Origin of the sequence: Dubosiella muris (assembly GCF_004793885.1) — a bacterium.
In the GTDB taxonomy this organism is placed as follows: Bacteria; Bacillota_I; Bacilli_A; order Erysipelotrichales; family Erysipelotrichaceae; genus Dubosiella; species Dubosiella muris.
The window spans coordinates 34,430-50,728 of sequence record NZ_SRYG01000009.1 but is presented as its reverse complement, the minus strand read 5'-3'; the positions used below and the strand labels follow the sequence as shown (position 1 = coordinate 50,728).

14 protein-coding genes are annotated in these 16,299 nt (G+C 47.2%); 3 read left to right on the top strand and 11 right to left on the bottom strand.

Annotated elements, in window-relative coordinates:
• Positions 1–251: 251 nt before the first annotated feature.
• Positions 252–872 (top strand): flavin reductase, encoded by a 621-nt coding sequence (locus E5336_RS05575; RefSeq protein ID WP_135980090.1) that lies wholly within the window; start codon positions 252–254, stop codon positions 870–872.
• Positions 873–891: 19 nt separating this feature from the next.
• Here E5336_RS05575 and E5336_RS05570 read toward each other — a convergent pair whose 3' ends face one another.
• Positions 892–1,524: a bifunctional 4-hydroxy-2-oxoglutarate aldolase/2-dehydro-3-deoxy-phosphogluconate aldolase gene (locus tag E5336_RS05570; protein ID WP_135980089.1), complete on the bottom strand. Its 633-nt coding sequence runs from the start codon at positions 1,522–1,524 to the stop codon at positions 892–894.
• Positions 1,521–2,936, bottom strand: a complete 1,416-nt coding sequence (gene uxaC, locus E5336_RS05565) for a glucuronate isomerase (protein WP_135980088.1) — start codon at positions 2,934–2,936, stop codon at positions 1,521–1,523. The genes E5336_RS05570 and uxaC overlap by 4 nt, the downstream gene beginning before the upstream one ends.
• Positions 2,937–3,202: 266 nt before the next feature.
• On the opposite strand from uxaC, the gene E5336_RS05560 reads away from it, so the two are divergent.
• Both E5336_RS05560 and E5336_RS05555 read left to right on the top strand, forming a co-directional pair.
• On the top strand, positions 3,203–4,195 hold the full coding sequence (locus E5336_RS05560) for a LacI family DNA-binding transcriptional regulator (RefSeq protein WP_135980087.1): 993 nt from the start codon (positions 3,203–3,205) through the stop codon (positions 4,193–4,195).
• Between the two features lie 93 nt (positions 4,196–4,288).
• Positions 4,289–4,744 (top strand): MarR family winged helix-turn-helix transcriptional regulator, encoded by a 456-nt coding sequence (locus tag E5336_RS05555; RefSeq protein WP_277820795.1) that lies wholly within the window; start codon positions 4,289–4,291, stop codon positions 4,742–4,744.
• Positions 4,745–4,753: 9 nt separating this feature from the next.
• Here E5336_RS05555 and E5336_RS05550 read toward each other — a convergent pair whose 3' ends face one another.
• The 9 genes from E5336_RS05550 to lepB form a co-directional block, all read right to left on the bottom strand.
• Entirely contained in the window at positions 4,754–5,686 is a 933-nt protein-coding gene (locus E5336_RS05550; protein ID WP_135980086.1) for a MucBP domain-containing protein, read from the bottom strand.
• Positions 5,679–6,458 carry a hypothetical protein gene (locus E5336_RS05545; protein WP_135980085.1) on the bottom strand — a complete coding sequence of 260 codons (780 nt, stop codon included), beginning with the start codon at positions 6,456–6,458 and terminating at the stop codon, positions 5,679–5,681. Before E5336_RS05545 ends, E5336_RS05550 begins: the two co-directional genes overlap by 8 nt.
• Before the next feature lie 14 nt (positions 6,459–6,472).
• Entirely contained in the window at positions 6,473–7,234 is a 762-nt protein-coding gene (locus E5336_RS05540; RefSeq protein ID WP_135980084.1) for a hypothetical protein, read from the bottom strand.
• 3 nt (positions 7,235–7,237) lie between these two features.
• Entirely contained in the window at positions 7,238–7,732 is a 495-nt protein-coding gene (locus E5336_RS05535) for a hypothetical protein (RefSeq protein WP_135980083.1), read from the bottom strand.
• 1 nt (position 7,733) lies between these two features.
• Entirely contained in the window at positions 7,734–8,750 is a 1,017-nt protein-coding gene (locus E5336_RS05530; RefSeq protein ID WP_135980082.1) for a hypothetical protein, read from the bottom strand.
• A gap of 57 nt (positions 8,751–8,807) precedes the next feature.
• Positions 8,808–9,635, bottom strand: a complete 828-nt coding sequence (locus E5336_RS05525) for a class C sortase (RefSeq protein WP_135980081.1) — start codon at positions 9,633–9,635, stop codon at positions 8,808–8,810.
• 96 nt (positions 9,636–9,731) lie between these two features.
• Positions 9,732–11,399 (bottom strand): isopeptide-forming domain-containing fimbrial protein, encoded by a 1,668-nt coding sequence (locus tag E5336_RS05520; protein WP_135980080.1) that lies wholly within the window; start codon positions 11,397–11,399, stop codon positions 9,732–9,734.
• Between the two features lie 11 nt (positions 11,400–11,410).
• Entirely contained in the window at positions 11,411–15,235 is a 3,825-nt protein-coding gene (locus E5336_RS05515) for a DUF7601 domain-containing protein (RefSeq protein ID WP_135980079.1), read from the bottom strand.
• Between the two features lie 19 nt (positions 15,236–15,254).
• Positions 15,255–15,851: a signal peptidase I gene (lepB, locus tag E5336_RS05510; RefSeq protein ID WP_277820794.1), complete on the bottom strand. Its 597-nt coding sequence runs from the start codon at positions 15,849–15,851 to the stop codon at positions 15,255–15,257.
• Between the last annotated feature and the right edge of the window lie 448 nt (positions 15,852–16,299).

The window sequence follows — 16,299 nt, the reverse complement described above, 5'->3', positions numbered from 1 at the left end:
TCGGCGGTCCATTTGGCCGTCCGCCTTTCCATCCGGCTTCCACCCTCCCGGACTCTCTATGGGCGCGTAACGACTTTGATCTCCGCTTCATCGGTTTGTTGGGTTCACAATACAGAACAATGAAAGAAATGTCAAATAGTTTCATCTTTTTTCATCTGTTTTCATCGCATCCGTTTTTTCCTATGGGCATTTTTTTCGCATTCTTTTTTAAAATCGCCGATAATAAAGCTATTAGAAAACGAGGTAATTTTATGGACGCACAAGTCATGAGAGATTTTGTTTACGGACTCTTTGTCCTGACTGGGGGGCACGACGGAAAAAACTCCGGCTGCATCATCAACACGGCGATTCAGGCTTCGGAAAACCCGGATATCATTACCGTCAGCGTAAGCAAGGACAGTTATACCCGCGAACTCATTCAGCAATCGAGAAAATTCAACATTTCCATTCTCGATGAAAAGGCGCCGTTCGATTTGTTCAAGCATTTTGGCTTCCAGTCGGGGCGCACGTTCGATAAATTTGGAAGCTACGAGCATAAGGCCGTTTCGGAAAACGGATTGTATTATGTCACCGAAGGCACGAACGCGTTCATCAGCTGCGAGGTCGACCAGGAAATCGACCTGGGCTCCCACGTGATGTTTGTCGCCTACGTGACGGAGGCGAAGACGATTTCCGACGTGCCAAGCGCCAGCTATTCGTACTATCACGCCCACATCAAGCCGAAGTTCGAAGACAAAAAAACGACAACAGGCAAAAAGGGATGGCGCTGCGTCATTTGCGGCTACATTTACGACCAGCCGGATCTGCCTGCGGACTACATTTGTCCTTGGTGCAAGCATCCCGCTTCCGATTTTGAGGAGATCGACTTATAAAAAGCGAAAAAAGAGGCGTTTAAACCTCTTCTTCCAGCGCGCGAACCGCTTCGCGCGTTTTTTCTTCGATTTTTTCAAACTGGCCGGTCGCGATCCACTCTTTTTTCACCATCCAGCTGCCGCCCACACAAACGACAGAACCGGATCGCAAATAGGCGTTCATGTTTTTCAGACCGATGCCGCCGGTTGGCATGAATCGCATGAAAGGATACGGGGCGCTCATGGCCTGGATCCTGGCGAGTCCGCCGGCTGGCTCGGCCGGGAAAAACTTCACAAGGCGAAGGCCGAGCCGGTCGCATGTCTGCACGTCGCTTGGGGTCATGACGCCAGGGCAAACCGGCGCGTGGCGATCGAGGGCGTGGCGAATCAATGCCTCGTCGGTGGCGGGCATGACGAGAAAATCCGCGCCGGCGTCCAGCGCCTCGTCCGCCATCGTTTCCGTTAAAATCGTACCGGCGCCGACAAGCATTGTCGGAAAGGCGGCTTTCATCGCCTGGATCGACGCTTTCGCGGCGGGCGTCCGAAACGTCACCTCGGCGATTGGCAAGCCGCCGGAAACGAGCGCCCGGGCAAGCGGCACGGCGTCAGCCACGTCGTCGATTACGACGACGGGCACGATTTTGTGCTTGGCGAGAATTTGTTCCAGGCTCATACGTGGGCTTCCTCCAAATCGAATCCAAAGTAGCGTACCGCGTTGTTGTAGGAGATGTTTTCCATCAGCTTCTTCAACGCTTTTTCGTCGTTTGGATACTCGCCGTTTTCCACCCAGCCGCCAAGCAGATTGGCTAAAATGCGGCGGAAGTACTCATGTCGCGTGTACGACAGGAAGCTGCGCGAATCGGTGAGCATGCCGACAAAATTGCCGAGCACGGACAAGTTGGCCAGCCGGGTCATCTGGTCGATCATGCCTTGCTTGTTGTCGTTGAACCACCAGGCCGAGCCTTGCTGGATCTTGCCTTGAGCGTCGCTGTTTTGGAAGGCGCCCAGCAGCGTGCCGATTGGCGCGTCGTCGTTTGGATTGAGCGAATACAAAATGGTTTTTGGCAGGGCGTCTTCTTTTTCGAGCGCGTCCAGAAAACGGGAAACGGGTTCGATCGGGGTGTATGATCCAATCGAGTCGTAGCCGGTGTCCGGTCCGAGGGTTTCGAACATTTTCGTGTTGTTGTCGCGGATGGCGCCATAATGGATTTCCATCACTAAATCGCGTTTGGCGTATTGTTTGGCCAAATGCAGCAGCAGGGCGGTCTTGTATTGTTCCTGCTCTTTCCGGCTCAAGCTTTCGTTGCGGCGCGCTTTTTGGAAGATGGCTTCCAGTTCGGCGTCGGATGCCGGCTCGAATACCATGTAGTCGATGCCGTGGTCGGTGGATTTGGTGCCCATGGACACGAAGAAGTCGAGGCGCCGGTCGAGTGCTTGAAGCAAATCGGCGAAGCTTTCGATGGGCATTCCGGCGCTGTCGGCCAGGCGCTTCACGTAGTCGTTCCAGCCTTGTTTTTCGATTTTGTATACCGCGTCCGGACGCCAGGCCGGGATGATTTGCACGTCGAATGCCGGATCCTGGGCGATTTGCGCGTGGTATTCGAGCGAGTCGGCGGGATCGTCGGTCGTGCAGACGAGCCGCACGTTGGATTCGCGAATGAAATCCCGGGCGCTTTTTTTCGCGAGCACCTCGTTGGCCAGATTCCATACGTCTTCGGCGGTTTCGCCGTTGAGCACGCCTTCGTAGCCAAAATATTTTTTGAGTTCCAGATGCGACCAGTGCACCATCGGATTGCCGATCGCGTTTTCGAGCGTTTCGGCGAATTTTTGAAACTTTTCGCGGTCGGACGCGTCGCCGGTGATGTACGCCTCGTCGACGCCGTTGGAGCGCATAAGACGCCATTTGTAGTGGTCGCCACCCAGCCAGATTTGGGTAATGTTTTCAAACTGGCGGTCTTCCGCGATTTCTTTTGGCGAAAGATGGCAATGGTAGTCTAAGATTGGCATCGACTCGGCGTAGTCGTGGTATAAATGTTTCGCCGTGTCGTTTTCCAGTAGAAAATCGTTGTCCATAAATGATTTCATGTTTTGAACCTCCTGCGCGAGCGGTTTCGATTCCGCGAGGGATCTTCTTTACGCCCACAAATTATATGAAAGCCTTTACATCACAAATTTAAGAGGATTCGCCGGATATCGCAAGCGAAATACTTTCAAAACCGTCTTTTTTCGCTTCTTTTTTGTGTTTTTGAACCGGTTTAGGTGTAAGCCTTTACATCCGATCGAAAAAACTTGACCAAAAAGATGGACTTTGCCGGCAAGTGGGTTATCATAGGAACAAGGAGTATTCCACTATGAACATTTACGACATTTCCAAGCAGTCCGGCGTCAGCATCGCCACGGTTTCGCGCGTCCTTAACAATTCGGGGTACGTGTCGGAAAAGACCCGGGCGAAGGTGCTGAAGGTCATCGAGCAAAACAACTATTCGCCCAACGCGTTCGCGCGCGGCATGGCCAACTCGACCATGTCCACGATTGGCATTTTATGCTCGGACGCCGGCGACTTGTACCAGGCGCAATGCATCCACTTTTTGGAGCCGCTGCTGAAAAAGAAAGAGTTTGCCGCCATCGTCAGCTGTACAGGCTACGACGAGAAAAATCAGGAAAACGACTTGCAGCTGCTTTTGGAGCGCAACGTCGACGCCTTGATTTTGATTGGTTCCCATTTTATTAGCGAAAATCCGAAGAAAAACGAGTATATCGTCAAGGCGGCCCAGCGGATCCCGGTTTGTCTTTTGAACGGGTTTCTGGATGCCGAAAACGTCTTTTGCGTGCTGCATGACGACGAGGAGGCCGCCCGCAAGCTGACCGACCTGGTGCTGGAGCGCGGCTCGCGCGCGCCTGTTTTTTTATTCCGCCACGATTCGGGCTCCACGCAAAGAAAACGACAAGGCTTTTTGGACGCGTGCGCCCGCCATGGCGTGACGGGGATAGAAAAGCGGGTTGGCGGCGACTTTGAGGAGATCGGCCGCGCCCTTTTGGACTTGCTTCAGGAAGAAGGCGCGTACGACGCCCTGGTGGCTTGCGACGACGAGATCGCGGTCGCGGCGCTCAAAAGCTGCCAAAAGGCGGGGATTTCGGTTCCGGACGAGATGCAGGTGACCGGCTTCAACGCGTCTGTCCTTTCCCGGGCTTGCTCGCCGGAGCTGACAAGCTACGACAACCGGCTCGCGTTTATGTGCGAGGCGGGCATGAACGCGATCATGCTGGCGCTTCACCATGAAGACTATCCGCTCAAAACGACGTACAACGGCAAACTCGTCGAGCGGGATTCGACCAGAAAATAGGAAAGATCGGCCGGGATCTTTCCTTTTTGTTGCGAAGCGAAAAAGAATGTGTCATACTATTTCAAATTTGAAGTGTTAAGAGAGGGGACTTTTATGAGCAGCGACACGACGAGTATTGGTTTCGCCCAAAAGGTGCTGCGTGACTACACGCAGACGATGAAGCCGCTTGCGAAGGCTTGCGGCTGCTCATCCACCGCGGTCGATATCATTTTGTTTTTGGGGAACAATCCGGCGTACACGCTCGCCCGCGACATCGTCGAGATCCGGGGCATCCGGGCCAATCTTGTTTCCATGAATTTGGAAACGATGGAAAAAGAAGGCTACGTGACGATTCAAACGAGCGCGCGCGACCGGCGGCAAAAGGAAATTCATTTAACGCAAAAAGCGCGGCCGATTCTTGAAAAAGGCCAGGCGCTTCAATCTCTTTTTTTCGATCGGATCTTTGCGGGGATCGACCCGCAGGATCAGGAAACGTTTGTGCGGGTGTTCAAGACGATTGTGGACAATCTTGACAAAAAAAACAAAAAGATTCAGGAATCAGGCGCCTGAATCTTTTTTTTACTTCTCTTCTTCGCGTCGTTTTCGGACGAGGAAATACGCGATGCCTCCCGCAATGACGAGGGCGAGCGCGCCAAAGCCGGCTATGACTGGCCACGAAAACCAATTCGAGCTGGCTTGCTCGTTTTTCTCGCCTTCCGGCCCGGCCAGTGGCACATCCGGATCGTCGATGTCAATGATTTCCTGCGGCGTGTTCGGATTGTCCGTTCCCTCTTCCGCTTCGCCAGGTCCCGGCGCTGGAGCCGGCGTCGTTCCTTCCTCCGCCGCGGGCGGAGTTGCGGCGGGCGGCGTTGTGGTTCCCGGGGTCGCCGGGGTCGTCGTTGCCGGCGAGGTGATCGTCGTCGTCTGGTCGATGATGGTCGTTTCCCCTGGCAGCACCGTTGTCGTTCCGGCTGGAACGGGCTGGTACACGAATCGCCAGTCGTTTCCTTCTTCCTTTAACGTCCCTGTGATGTTGTAGGCTTGCGGCTGGTAGCCTTCAATGTACAAATACGCCACAACGGGACGGTCGCCGACGTTGCCGGTGTATGTGACGCTTGGCGCCAGCGTGTTTCCGTCTTCGTCCACGTAGTGAATCATGTATTGCGTGGTGTTGGAGCGCATGCCGTACGACACGACAAGATCCATGTCTTCTTTGACAGGAAACGACGCGCGCATTTGCGCGGTGTCGTTGTCTTTGCCGCTTTCTTTGATTCCTTTGACGTAGTATTTGCTGTCGGGATCAAGCTGGACGTCTTGCGCATGGAACGTGAACTGAGTGTTGTACGGCAGGTTTTTAACGAGAATTTCATCCCGGCCGTCGATGCTGCCATGGTTGCCGGCGTGAATACGGACGGTATACGTGTAGTCCTCGGCCTGGATTGACAGGCCGGTTGTTTGCATACCAAGCGCGAGGGCGAACGCCATGGAGAGCCATTTGCCTTTTTTATTCATGCCGTTTTTCCTCCTTGTTTTCTTTGATTCCAACAAGCGCGAGGCCAAACAGAATGGCGCCGCTCAGCGCGCTGACCAGCAGCCACGGCAGCCGGCTTGTCCATGTCGCCGTGTTTGGACTTTTGGTTGTTTGCCCGGTCAGGATGGTCGTCGTTGGTTTTCCTTGCGTGACTTGATTTTGCGCGGGGATGTTTTTTTCCACCGCGAATTCCATTTGCAGATCGGCCAGCGTCGACTGATAGCTGTTGCCTTGCGTTTCGCCATCGAGAACGACTTGGAGGGAAACGGTGCCTGCCTGCCCTTGTTTTAGCGTGTCGACAAGGAAAAACTCGTCGAGCGAATCGGTGGCGTCTTTGAGTCCCGTGCCTTGTCCGGCTTCTCCTCCAAGCGTTTCTGACTGGTAAATCGTGTCCGTTCTTCCTTGCGGGTCGGTGTAGACGAGCGCGTAGGCGTACGCCCCGCCACTGGCGGCGGAGCCATCTTCCAGCGAGCGGAGAACGGCGTTGCTTAAATACCAGTCGGTGGCGTCCTTGTTTTCGTTTTTTATCGTGATTTCAATGGTCGCGTCATCTCCGGGCTGCATTCCATAAAGCAAATCGTCGACTTGCCCGGTCGTGAAGTTGTTTTCCATCGTGTTTTGTTTCGAGAACACGACGGCCCATTCCGTTTCGTTTTGAAACGACTTCGCCTGGATGGGCGTTCCGTTTCCCATCCATACCGAAAGGGCGCAAAGACTAAGAGAAACGCGTTGGATCGTAGTGAGTTTGTTCATCTTTTTTCCCCTTTCTATTGAAGCGAGAGCGTGGTCCCGCGGACGTGGACGTCTTTTCCCCACGCGCTTTTGATGGCCTCATCGGCGTTGTGTTCCTGAATGGCGTCGACTTTGGCTTCGACACAAAATTCGATTCCATCATACGTGTAGGAGGTGGTCGTGATGACTTTGCCGTCTTCTTCCGTCACTTCCACTTTTTTATGTTCGTGCAGCTTCCGGTCAATTTTAAATCCGTCCGTCAAAGGCGCGCTTGTTTCTCCAGCCTCTAACAGATTTTTATAATAATAGACATTTCTTTCGTTAGTCGACGCGGTTTCATCTTTGATCCATTGCCCGTTTTCCACGATCGAAAAATCAATGAGATCAGGCGAAATGTCTTGAATTTTATTTCCATCTTCGTCAATCCAGTACTTCACAAGGGTTACGCGGACAAATTCGTTGATTTGGCCTGTGTTTTTTACCGCAAGCACTTCCGGGTACCGCTGACCTATTTTAAAATCTTTCATTTCCACAATCGACTTTAACAAGGAACCGGATTCATCGCCTGTCCACTCCCCGTTTTCCTTGTAGTCGCGGGAAGCGACGACGCGATCGTTTTCGACTAACGAGACGCCGATTTGCGTTAACGAAAGCCGCGACTGATACGTGTCGGAATAATAGTTGAGCGCGGCCCGTGTTCCCTGCACGCCGGATCCAAGCAGCAAACCAACGGCCAGCACAAGAAGCAAGACGGTGACAATCGGCTTTGCTAAAAAGTGTTTTATTTTCTTCATCATCTTTTATGGCCTTTCTATTTCGATTTGCTCGTTCCAGTTTGCTTCCAGCGGATTGCCGGATTCATCGTATTGGACCGGCACGGATTCGGACACCACGATCACATTGAAATCGTGCTCTTCGGGCTGTTCGGCGTCAATCGTGATCAATAGCTCGTCGGTTGGCTGTTGTGGCGTTACAATGTCCTGATAATACCAATACTCGCCTTTTTCCACCCATTTTCCGCTGACACTGGTAAATTGGAGCGGATATTCCGTCCCGCTAAACGCTCGCACGCGCACCCATACCGGAATGGAGTTTTGTTCCGCCTTGACTGAAATTCTTTTTGTCCAGCTTCCTTCCGGAAATTCCTCCTCGATGGTCGTATCGGAATACAAGTCGATTCGTTTTTGACCGCTCGCTTCCGCGTACGTTGTAAAATAAGCGAAAGTTTCCTGGACCCCAACCATCGCGATCAGGCAAAGGGAGGCGATGGATAAATACATTGTCATTTTTTTCATCTTACTGCCCTCCAAAATCCTGCTCCGGCTTGTTCATGCCCATATCGTTATACGTGAAGCGATTGGTTACGGAACTGCCATGATGATCGGTGTTGTTCGATGTGTTTTCAAAAGAAACCGAAGCGATTTCCTCGGCTGACACGATCGTCGTGTCCTGCGTGCTTGCGCCTACGATTTCATAGGAGGCGCCCGAGTACACCTCTTCGATCACAACATACGATCCTACCGGAATACAGTTGAGCAGCTGAACCGAATTGGTTCCTGTTCCATCAAACACGATGGATTCCACGTTGGAGTACACTAGCTCCTGTCGCGTCTCGTCTTTGTACGCCGCAATGGAGAAGACAAACGTCGCGTTTCCATTGCCATCAAATTGATTCAGGGATTTCACGATTTCCAGCGATCCCAGGCGCGAACTTTCTTCCACTTTGAGTGTGATTGTCAAATCGTCGTTCCAGGTGCCCGGATTGGCGGAAGAGATTTCTCCGTTCATCGCGTCCTTGCCTGGAAGCGAAATGAGCATCGGTTGGAAATTGTACGTGTGCAACACCGAGTTGGCGTATGTAACCAATGTTTCTCCTTGCGGTGTTTTTATTGTTCGAAAATAGTCTTCCATATTTTGGCTGTGTGGAAGAGCGAGATACAATCCCGATTCGATTGGCGCGCGCGCATCCAAAGACGTGGTGATTGCGGGCGTTCCGGCTTTTTGTTCCTGCACAAGTTTCGCCGCTTCCTGCGCGATGGCTTGATAATCTTGATTTGTGATCGTACTTAAGTCGACCAACTTGTCTTTGAGCGTTTGGAACGCTCCAATGGTTTCATAGGAATACGTGTCGTATACCGGATCTTCAATGGCATCCGCCACTTTATATAGATCAATCACAATGTCCGCGTTGGCTGTATCCTTGTATCCGTCAATTTCGAATTGAACCGAGCATTTTCTTGGCAAAGAAACCGCTTTGACTTGTGTTTGTGAAATAAAGAAGGCGCCGACGAGTCCAAAGACACCAAGAACCATCCAAAATTTCCTATATTTATTGCTTCTTTTCTCCATACTTTTCCCTTCTTTCTCTTTTTACTTTCCTATCTTTCTTTTCACGCCCATCCAAATCGCGATTCCAATCAAGAGGATAACGCCGATGCTGATGGCTACGATATGTTTATCGACGAGCCGCACTTCCGCTCCGAAGTTTACGAAATCTTCCGGCCTGTTTTCCACCCGATGTCCCCGGAACAGAAGACGGTGCGAATTGATTCCATATGGCGTGCAAGTCACCAAGGTCGCGAGATCTTTCCCTTCCTCGATTTCCAGATCCTGGACTTCTTCGGGAAGAACGGTGCGAATCTGGTCAATTTCATACGTGTATGTTTTCCCTAAAATACGAAATAGAAACACGTCTCCTGTTTCCAGCTGGTCCAGATCGGTAAATAGTTTTGCGGATGGCAGCCCTCGATGTCCGGAAACCACCGCATGAGTGCTTTCGCCTCCTACCGGCAGCGAGGTGCCTTCAATATGCCCGATGTTTTGTTGGAGGATTTCCTCTTCCAGTCCGTGATACAACGGCAGCTTGATTTTTACGGAAGGAATCTCAATGGATCCCATCAAACCGTTTCCATCGAGCGACAATAAACTTTCATAGCGCGCATGCAGCTCTTCGGAAGGAAAATACCGATTTTGTTCCTTTAAAAGATCCGCGTTGTACTGTCTCGCCTCTTCAAGCATTTTTTCCGCTTCCGCCGAGTCCATTTGATCAACGACCGAGTTATAGCCTCCAATCACGCGTGAAGCACGCGAGGCGTTCCACCATTCGGAAATCGTAGGATACAACAGTAGGGACAACCCTACAATGAAGACACCTACCAATAGAATCGTCGACCAATTCTTTGTAATAAATTTTTTCATATAAGGTTCTCCCTACCATTGAATCCGGTTTCCCGGATTCATGGTATTGTTTGTTTCGTTTCTATATTTAATTCTTTTTAATTGTTTGTGTACTGTTTATTCGTGTGACATTCTTTTCTTGGTAATCAGAAGGATTCCTGAAATCACGATCAGGCCCGCACCAATGGTGTAGAGCAGAGTCGTACCCATACCACCTGTGGATGGGAGGAGAGCGCCGGTTGTATTTAAAACCTTGACTGCAATATTTGTATTTTCATGTTTAATATCGTCTGTAGCGTTCTCAAAATTATCCGTAGCATCAACATCTACTGTGGATTCCACAGTATATCCCAAATTTGAACCTGGAGTAGTAAGCGCTTCATGTGTGATTACAACCTTGATCGGTCCTGCCAATTTATTAAATCCATCTGGCGCGGCAAACTCGTGAAGATAATATGTTCCTGCATCCAATCCTTGAAGTATAAACTTACCAGTTGCATCTGTTTTAATAATTGAAACAGTGCCTTCTCCGCTTGCTTTTTGATACGTTGGAATCGTTCCTTCAGAAGCAGTCGTTGGTTTAAATTTAATAACATCTGCACCGTTCTGAACCTCTTCTTCTGTTGTTCCCGCCGAGGTTTTGTTTGTACTCAAATAAAATTCTGCATCAGCCAGGGCCGTTTCAGTTGCTTCTGGTTCCTCGCCATTTTGGGTATATTTATAAATTCCGATTGGCCAAGTGTATGTATGAGTCTCTTTTTCGCCTGTTTCAAAGAAAGACTCCGTTTTATCTCCATATTGTAAGTTAGCACTATTTTTATTTCCGTTCCCAGCGATAACAGCATTTTCATTTAACGTCGCCTGGTACTCCACCACGATCGTTGTCCCAACTGGAAGACTCTGAATCCAGGTATCGGCGAATTTAATCTCAAATCCTCGATCCGTTGTACTTGTTATCGTAAAACGATTAGCTCCAGCTTGGTGTATTGTTTCATCAATCTTCACAGCAATGCTGTCGGATTTTAAGGTTAAACCTGCCTCCATCTTATCAATCAATTTATAATTCATAGCTCCGGCAGCGGTCGTGATTGTCGCTTTAAAATTTACCGTATCGCCAATATTCGCATCGTTTTTATTTCCCCATGAATTATCTGGTTTTTCCTGAACTTGTTTCTCTAACGTTGGAATCCCATTCTTTTCTTTAATGGTGACATTATTGTTGTCAGTTGTTCCTAACGCGCATAAGGCACCTGCATCCGAATCCACTAAGTAATATCCTAAATCTAAGTCACTAAATGTTAATGTATTCCCCTGCGCTGTAGCATGTTGAGTAGCATGGATATTGTGTTCTTTTGCATATTGCAAAGCCGCATCCGTTAAAATCTTTCCATTTACAAATTGTCCCTCCGCTGTTACTTGCGCATTTGGATGTACTACTACATAGTCTTGCTCTTTCAATTCAAAAAATTGTGCACCAACCCCGGATTCAAGAAATCCTTTCCAAGCTGGAAGAACTTTATACGAGTATGCTCCCTTATCTGTTTGATCTGCCGGCTTTTTATAACTTTCCAAATCCAACATTCTATAAATCGTATACGTTTTTCCTTCTAAAGTGTTTTGAATTGTGATACTTCCTCTTGTTTTAGCGGATGTACCCTGATTTTGATCTGCTTCTGCTTGTACATTTGTTGTTAAGCCAAGCACAAGAAAGAATGCCGCGAAAACAGTCAATAGTTTTCTGATTTTTCTCATTTTGATTTTCCCTTTCCCTTTGTTAAAGATCATGAAGAAACTCCTTATTTCTTCCTTCTCTTTTTCTTCTGGATTCCAATGACATACACGGATGTTGTCATCAATCCAGCTCCACTTGCAATCAGTGGAGGATTTATTCCAAAACCTCCTGTTTCCGGAAGTTTAAAGAACCGAACGTTTTTGAAATATACTGTAGCCGTGTTACCACCTTGAGTAATTGTTCCCGTTAAGGTTTTATCCGGCGATAAAACATAGTTTCCATTACTCGTTCCTGTGTACACTTCAGTAGAAGAATCCACATTTAACTCTGATACAGTATAAGTCGTTCCAATAGGCAAATAACTAATCGAAATATATTCTCCTTTTTTCAGAGTAATATTACTGTTGCTTGCGATAATTAAATTATCTTCAATTTTATGGTTATTTGCGTCATATTTTGTATACGCATAATCATCAAGAAGTTGCTGCCCGTTTTTAGAAAACTTCACATTAAACGTAAAATCTGTGGTTTGATCCAAATCTTCTGTTTCTTTATAAATATTCAACCCGCCTGTGGCTTGTCCGGTTTCTGCACCAGAAACTGATGGAAGGGTAAATTCCATATAACATGTAGAACCTGAAAGTCCACGCTCTGTATAGTAAATTTTCAACCGGTATTTTTTTGTCGTGTTCTGGCCTGACACAGGAAGAATAGATGTTCTTAAATCAACATGGGCTCCACGCGAAGGTTTCACTCCACCCAAATCACAAATCTTTCTATAATTTTCGTATTGACCGGTTGCTTCGTTATACTCTCCTAAAAATACCCATAAATCATCATCGCCATAGAAGAAATATTCCAATGGACCCACATAATCTTGATCAAGAGTGAAATCAATATCATACGTCATTCCAAATAAATTGTTATGCGGCAAGCCATCATCTCCAGGTGGATAGTGCTTCAAAGTGCCATTTGTTTTATAAGTTTCTGTGGCGCGAAGGCTACTGTTATAATTTTTATCGTAAGTTCCCGCATGCGGATCTGTGTTTTTCACTCCATCTAATGGCCAAAAATTATTCGTCCAAATAGTCGTATATGTCGTGCTTCCTGTTTTTGGATGATTAAATGTGTCCAAATTCTTAATTGTTTTAACATTTGCCCCTGAAACACTGCTTAATGTATAGGTATCTCCTTGACGGGTAAAAGTTAATTGATTCCCTTTTGGATACACTTTTTTTCCAATTTGAGATGTTGATCCAAATATTTTTGGAGCTATGATTCCACTATTCCATTTTAAATTTCCGTTCGTATCAACTCCGGTAACCATATCAAATACAAAGCCATTTCCACTTGGATCCCCTGCGCTCCCGTTATATGAGTTGATTTTATGATTCTTCTTCCAAGTTATATCGGCTAGTCCAGTACCTGTATTTGAATTTCCAAAAGCATATTTACTTCCCGACCCGGTATAGTTAGAAGGGTTATTGATACCTTTTGCTTTACTATTAACACGAGTATTTACCCCATCTTCTGTGATGTCGTAATCATAGAATGTTGCATTCGAGCTAAAGTTGGAACTTGATAAGTCATAGACAAGTCGAATTGTCGTGTTTGGCTGAATCAATATGTATTTATCAGGGTCACTATTATAAGTTTCTTGCCGATTCGTAAAGTGGGTTGTGGATGGATTTTTTATAGTCCAATCTGTTCTAGTATTACTTTCCGCGTTTTTTCCATCTTTTAGCACCCAAATCTCTTTCAATTTATAATTTCCGTTATGGATAAGAATATCAAAATACGAAATATTTGGTGCTGAATGATACTGATAGGATTTGGCCTCATATATTTTTGAAACAACTGTTTTTTTATCGAATTTCCCATTTGTTGTTAATTTATAATGCTGCAATGAGACATTTTGTCCTAAGGAGGGTGTACCATTTGTCATATCAACAACTGGAATTGTATTATCACCTTTATTTGTCGATATATTTTTTTTCACATTCCCATAGGTCTGCACTGTAAAAGTTGGGTTGGGAGTTTGTGAAGCTTTCGCGCTGAACATTTTTCCCCGCAAAGAAAATCCAAGAGTTTTGTTCTCCTCATTTAATAATTGAGAATTTTCCTCTTTTTTGGTATCTTCTTTTAATTCATTATTTTCCACTTCGATAGAAGACAACGTTTGAATTGTATACTCTGTTCCGATTTCCGCCTCTGGCGCCACATCCTCCAACTCTTTGGAAGTGTCATACTTCTCCACAAACTGTTCAGTTGGTGTCAACTCGGCATCAAACTTCTGGTCTTCCAGATTCACTTCCTGTTCGCCAACAAAGAAGCGAAGTTTGTAAAGCGACAGGTCAAGCAGTTGTTCCGGATCGACTTCTTCCAGACTTTGCGCTTTTAATTGAGTGACCTCTTCCTGGTCTTCTTGTGGAATGTTTGTTTCATCCATTTTCTCCACGACAAGCGTTGGAACCGGTTTATTTTCCTCTTCCTCTTTTTGCTGGAGGTTGTCTTCCTGGATTTGATCAAATTCTTCCACGGTCATGTTTTGTTCTTCATCCAGTTTATCCTGCATGTTTTCCTCGGTTGGCAAAACATAGTTTTTCATGGCAAGCCCATCGTTTTCATCGACTGGCTTTTCTTCCTTCTCTGTTGTCTCGTCGACTTCAGTTTCCACACCCGCGATTTTCCGTGGTTTTAGAACGAGAGTGAAGTCCTCGGTTTCCGCCGTAAACTCTTCCGGAAGCTGATACTCGATTTCTTGTGGTTCCTGTTCCTCTCCATCCGGTTTTGGTTCTTCTTCCGGTTTTGGTTCTTCTTCCGGATTTGGATTTTCTTCATCAGGTTGTACAGGCTGTTGCTCCGGTTTTTCCACATCCACCTGCTCTTCTTTTGGATGGACGTAGGCGAGAACTTTGTAGTCTTCTTCGTTTACGATCACTTCCCGAACTTCGTCTTCAAAATCCCCGATAATCACTTTGTTCTTATTGTGGTCTTTCACAATGCCAACATAGGATTGAATTTTTTTATCTAGATCGTTTTCGTCTTCCTGATCCCGGAAGAAAACGAGATCGCCGTTTTGCGCTTCATAGTCTTCCGGTTCGAACAGTTCTCTTTTCGTTAAATCTTCGATCCATTCATTCCAGTCGTGTCCGTATGGGATTTTCTCGTTCGAGACTCCCGCATATTTCAGAACAAACGACACGAACATGATGTTCCAGTCTTCATATGGGCGGCCATACCATTCGCCATAGCGGGTATATCCTTTTTCCACGCCATCCACGATTTCAAAGTTTTCGAGCACTTCCTTGTATTTCAGCTGCGAATCCGCCACCTGAACGATTCGTTTCGAAAGCTCTTCATCGAGTTTTTTCGGAATGGAGTTTTCCCACTCATCTTTTGTTTCCTTCAACGCTTTGTTGGACTCGCATTCGCGTGCATGGGTATGCTCCTCTTTGCCGCATACTGGATCGACGCTCAAATAGCAGTTTGCCGAATGGCTATGCCCTTTTTCTTCCGGTGCTTCCTCTTGCGTGCAAATCAAATTTTTTTCTTCAATGGTTTCAAAGCATTGTTCATTGTGCTGGTGATTTTCGTTTTCTTCCAGTCCGCAAATTTGATTTTCCACTACACGAATCTCATAACATTCTTCCCCGTGCGTATGTCCTGGCTGCGTTTTACCCTCTTCCTGTCCGCACAATGGATCTTTGGAGTGGTTGCATTCATCGGTATGTTGATGCTCCTCTTTTTCGCAATAAAAGGTCGTCTTGTCGTGTTCCAAGGCCACAGCCGGTAAAATCAGCGCGTAGGTCGTGCAAAAAACCACCAGACAGCTTAACGCCGTGACGCAACGGTGCCATATCCGTTTCCCAATCTTGTTTCCCTTCATATTCAATTCCTTCCTCTACTTATACCACGCCGATCTTATTGAACGGCCATACTCTCGCTTTCAGCTTCCCTACGATTTGCTCCTCGGCAACCGGTCCAATGGCCCGCGTTCTTGAGTCCATGGACACGCTGCGATGGTCGCCCATCACAAACCAGCGTTTCTCGGGCACTTGATACGGATACTCCAAATCCGTGTCCCCGAGCGCTTTGTCTTGCAAATACGGCTCGACGATTTCCTCGCCATTGACGAACACGGTGCCGTCGTCGTCGATATATACCCAGTCGCCTGGTCCGGCGATAACCCTTTTTACTAATATCTTGTTGTTATAGTAGAACGCAATAACATCCCCTGTTTTGAAGTCGCTTCCTTTCAGCGACAACACGATATCCCCAGCCTCCAACGTCGGCGTCATACTGGTTCCATAAATTCGAAGCACGGGCAGCCAGAGCGTGGCGGCCAAAATCGCGATCGCCGCGACCACGACGAGCACGCCCACCGTACTTTGTAAAGTGGACCGGTATTTTGTATTGTGTTTGACCCGGTCCCTTTCTTTTTCGAGCAGTTCCAGCGAAGGGATTTCACGAACCTCCCTGACTTGCTTTGGATTTTTCTTCACATTCCATCCCTCATTGATCGTTTCCCTTCGATTCCTTTCCCAACTTTCACAAATTGTTTTAATTTTTTTAAATCATTCGTTAAAAGTACTCAAAACATAGCTTATAAATAAGTCAAAGTCAACCAATCCATGCCGGAAAGATTCTAATTTTGTTAATACATATCAGTAATACATAGCTCCTCTTTTCCCATTTGTGACCAATCATATGATTTTTTATACGACTGTTCCTATTTTTGTAAAAAAGACGTCGAACGAAGAAAACAAAACAGATTTGTTGAAAAACCGACTGGATAAAATAAAGAAATGGGATTTTTATCCTTTTTTCTTTGCGTTTTCAAAGAAAATTGTTATAATCGGGCAGAAACATTTCAAACCAGTCGCTCGACCGGTTTACATTTTTTTATTCGCGATATGGAGATTCTCTCCTTTATCCTCAACCATTATCCAA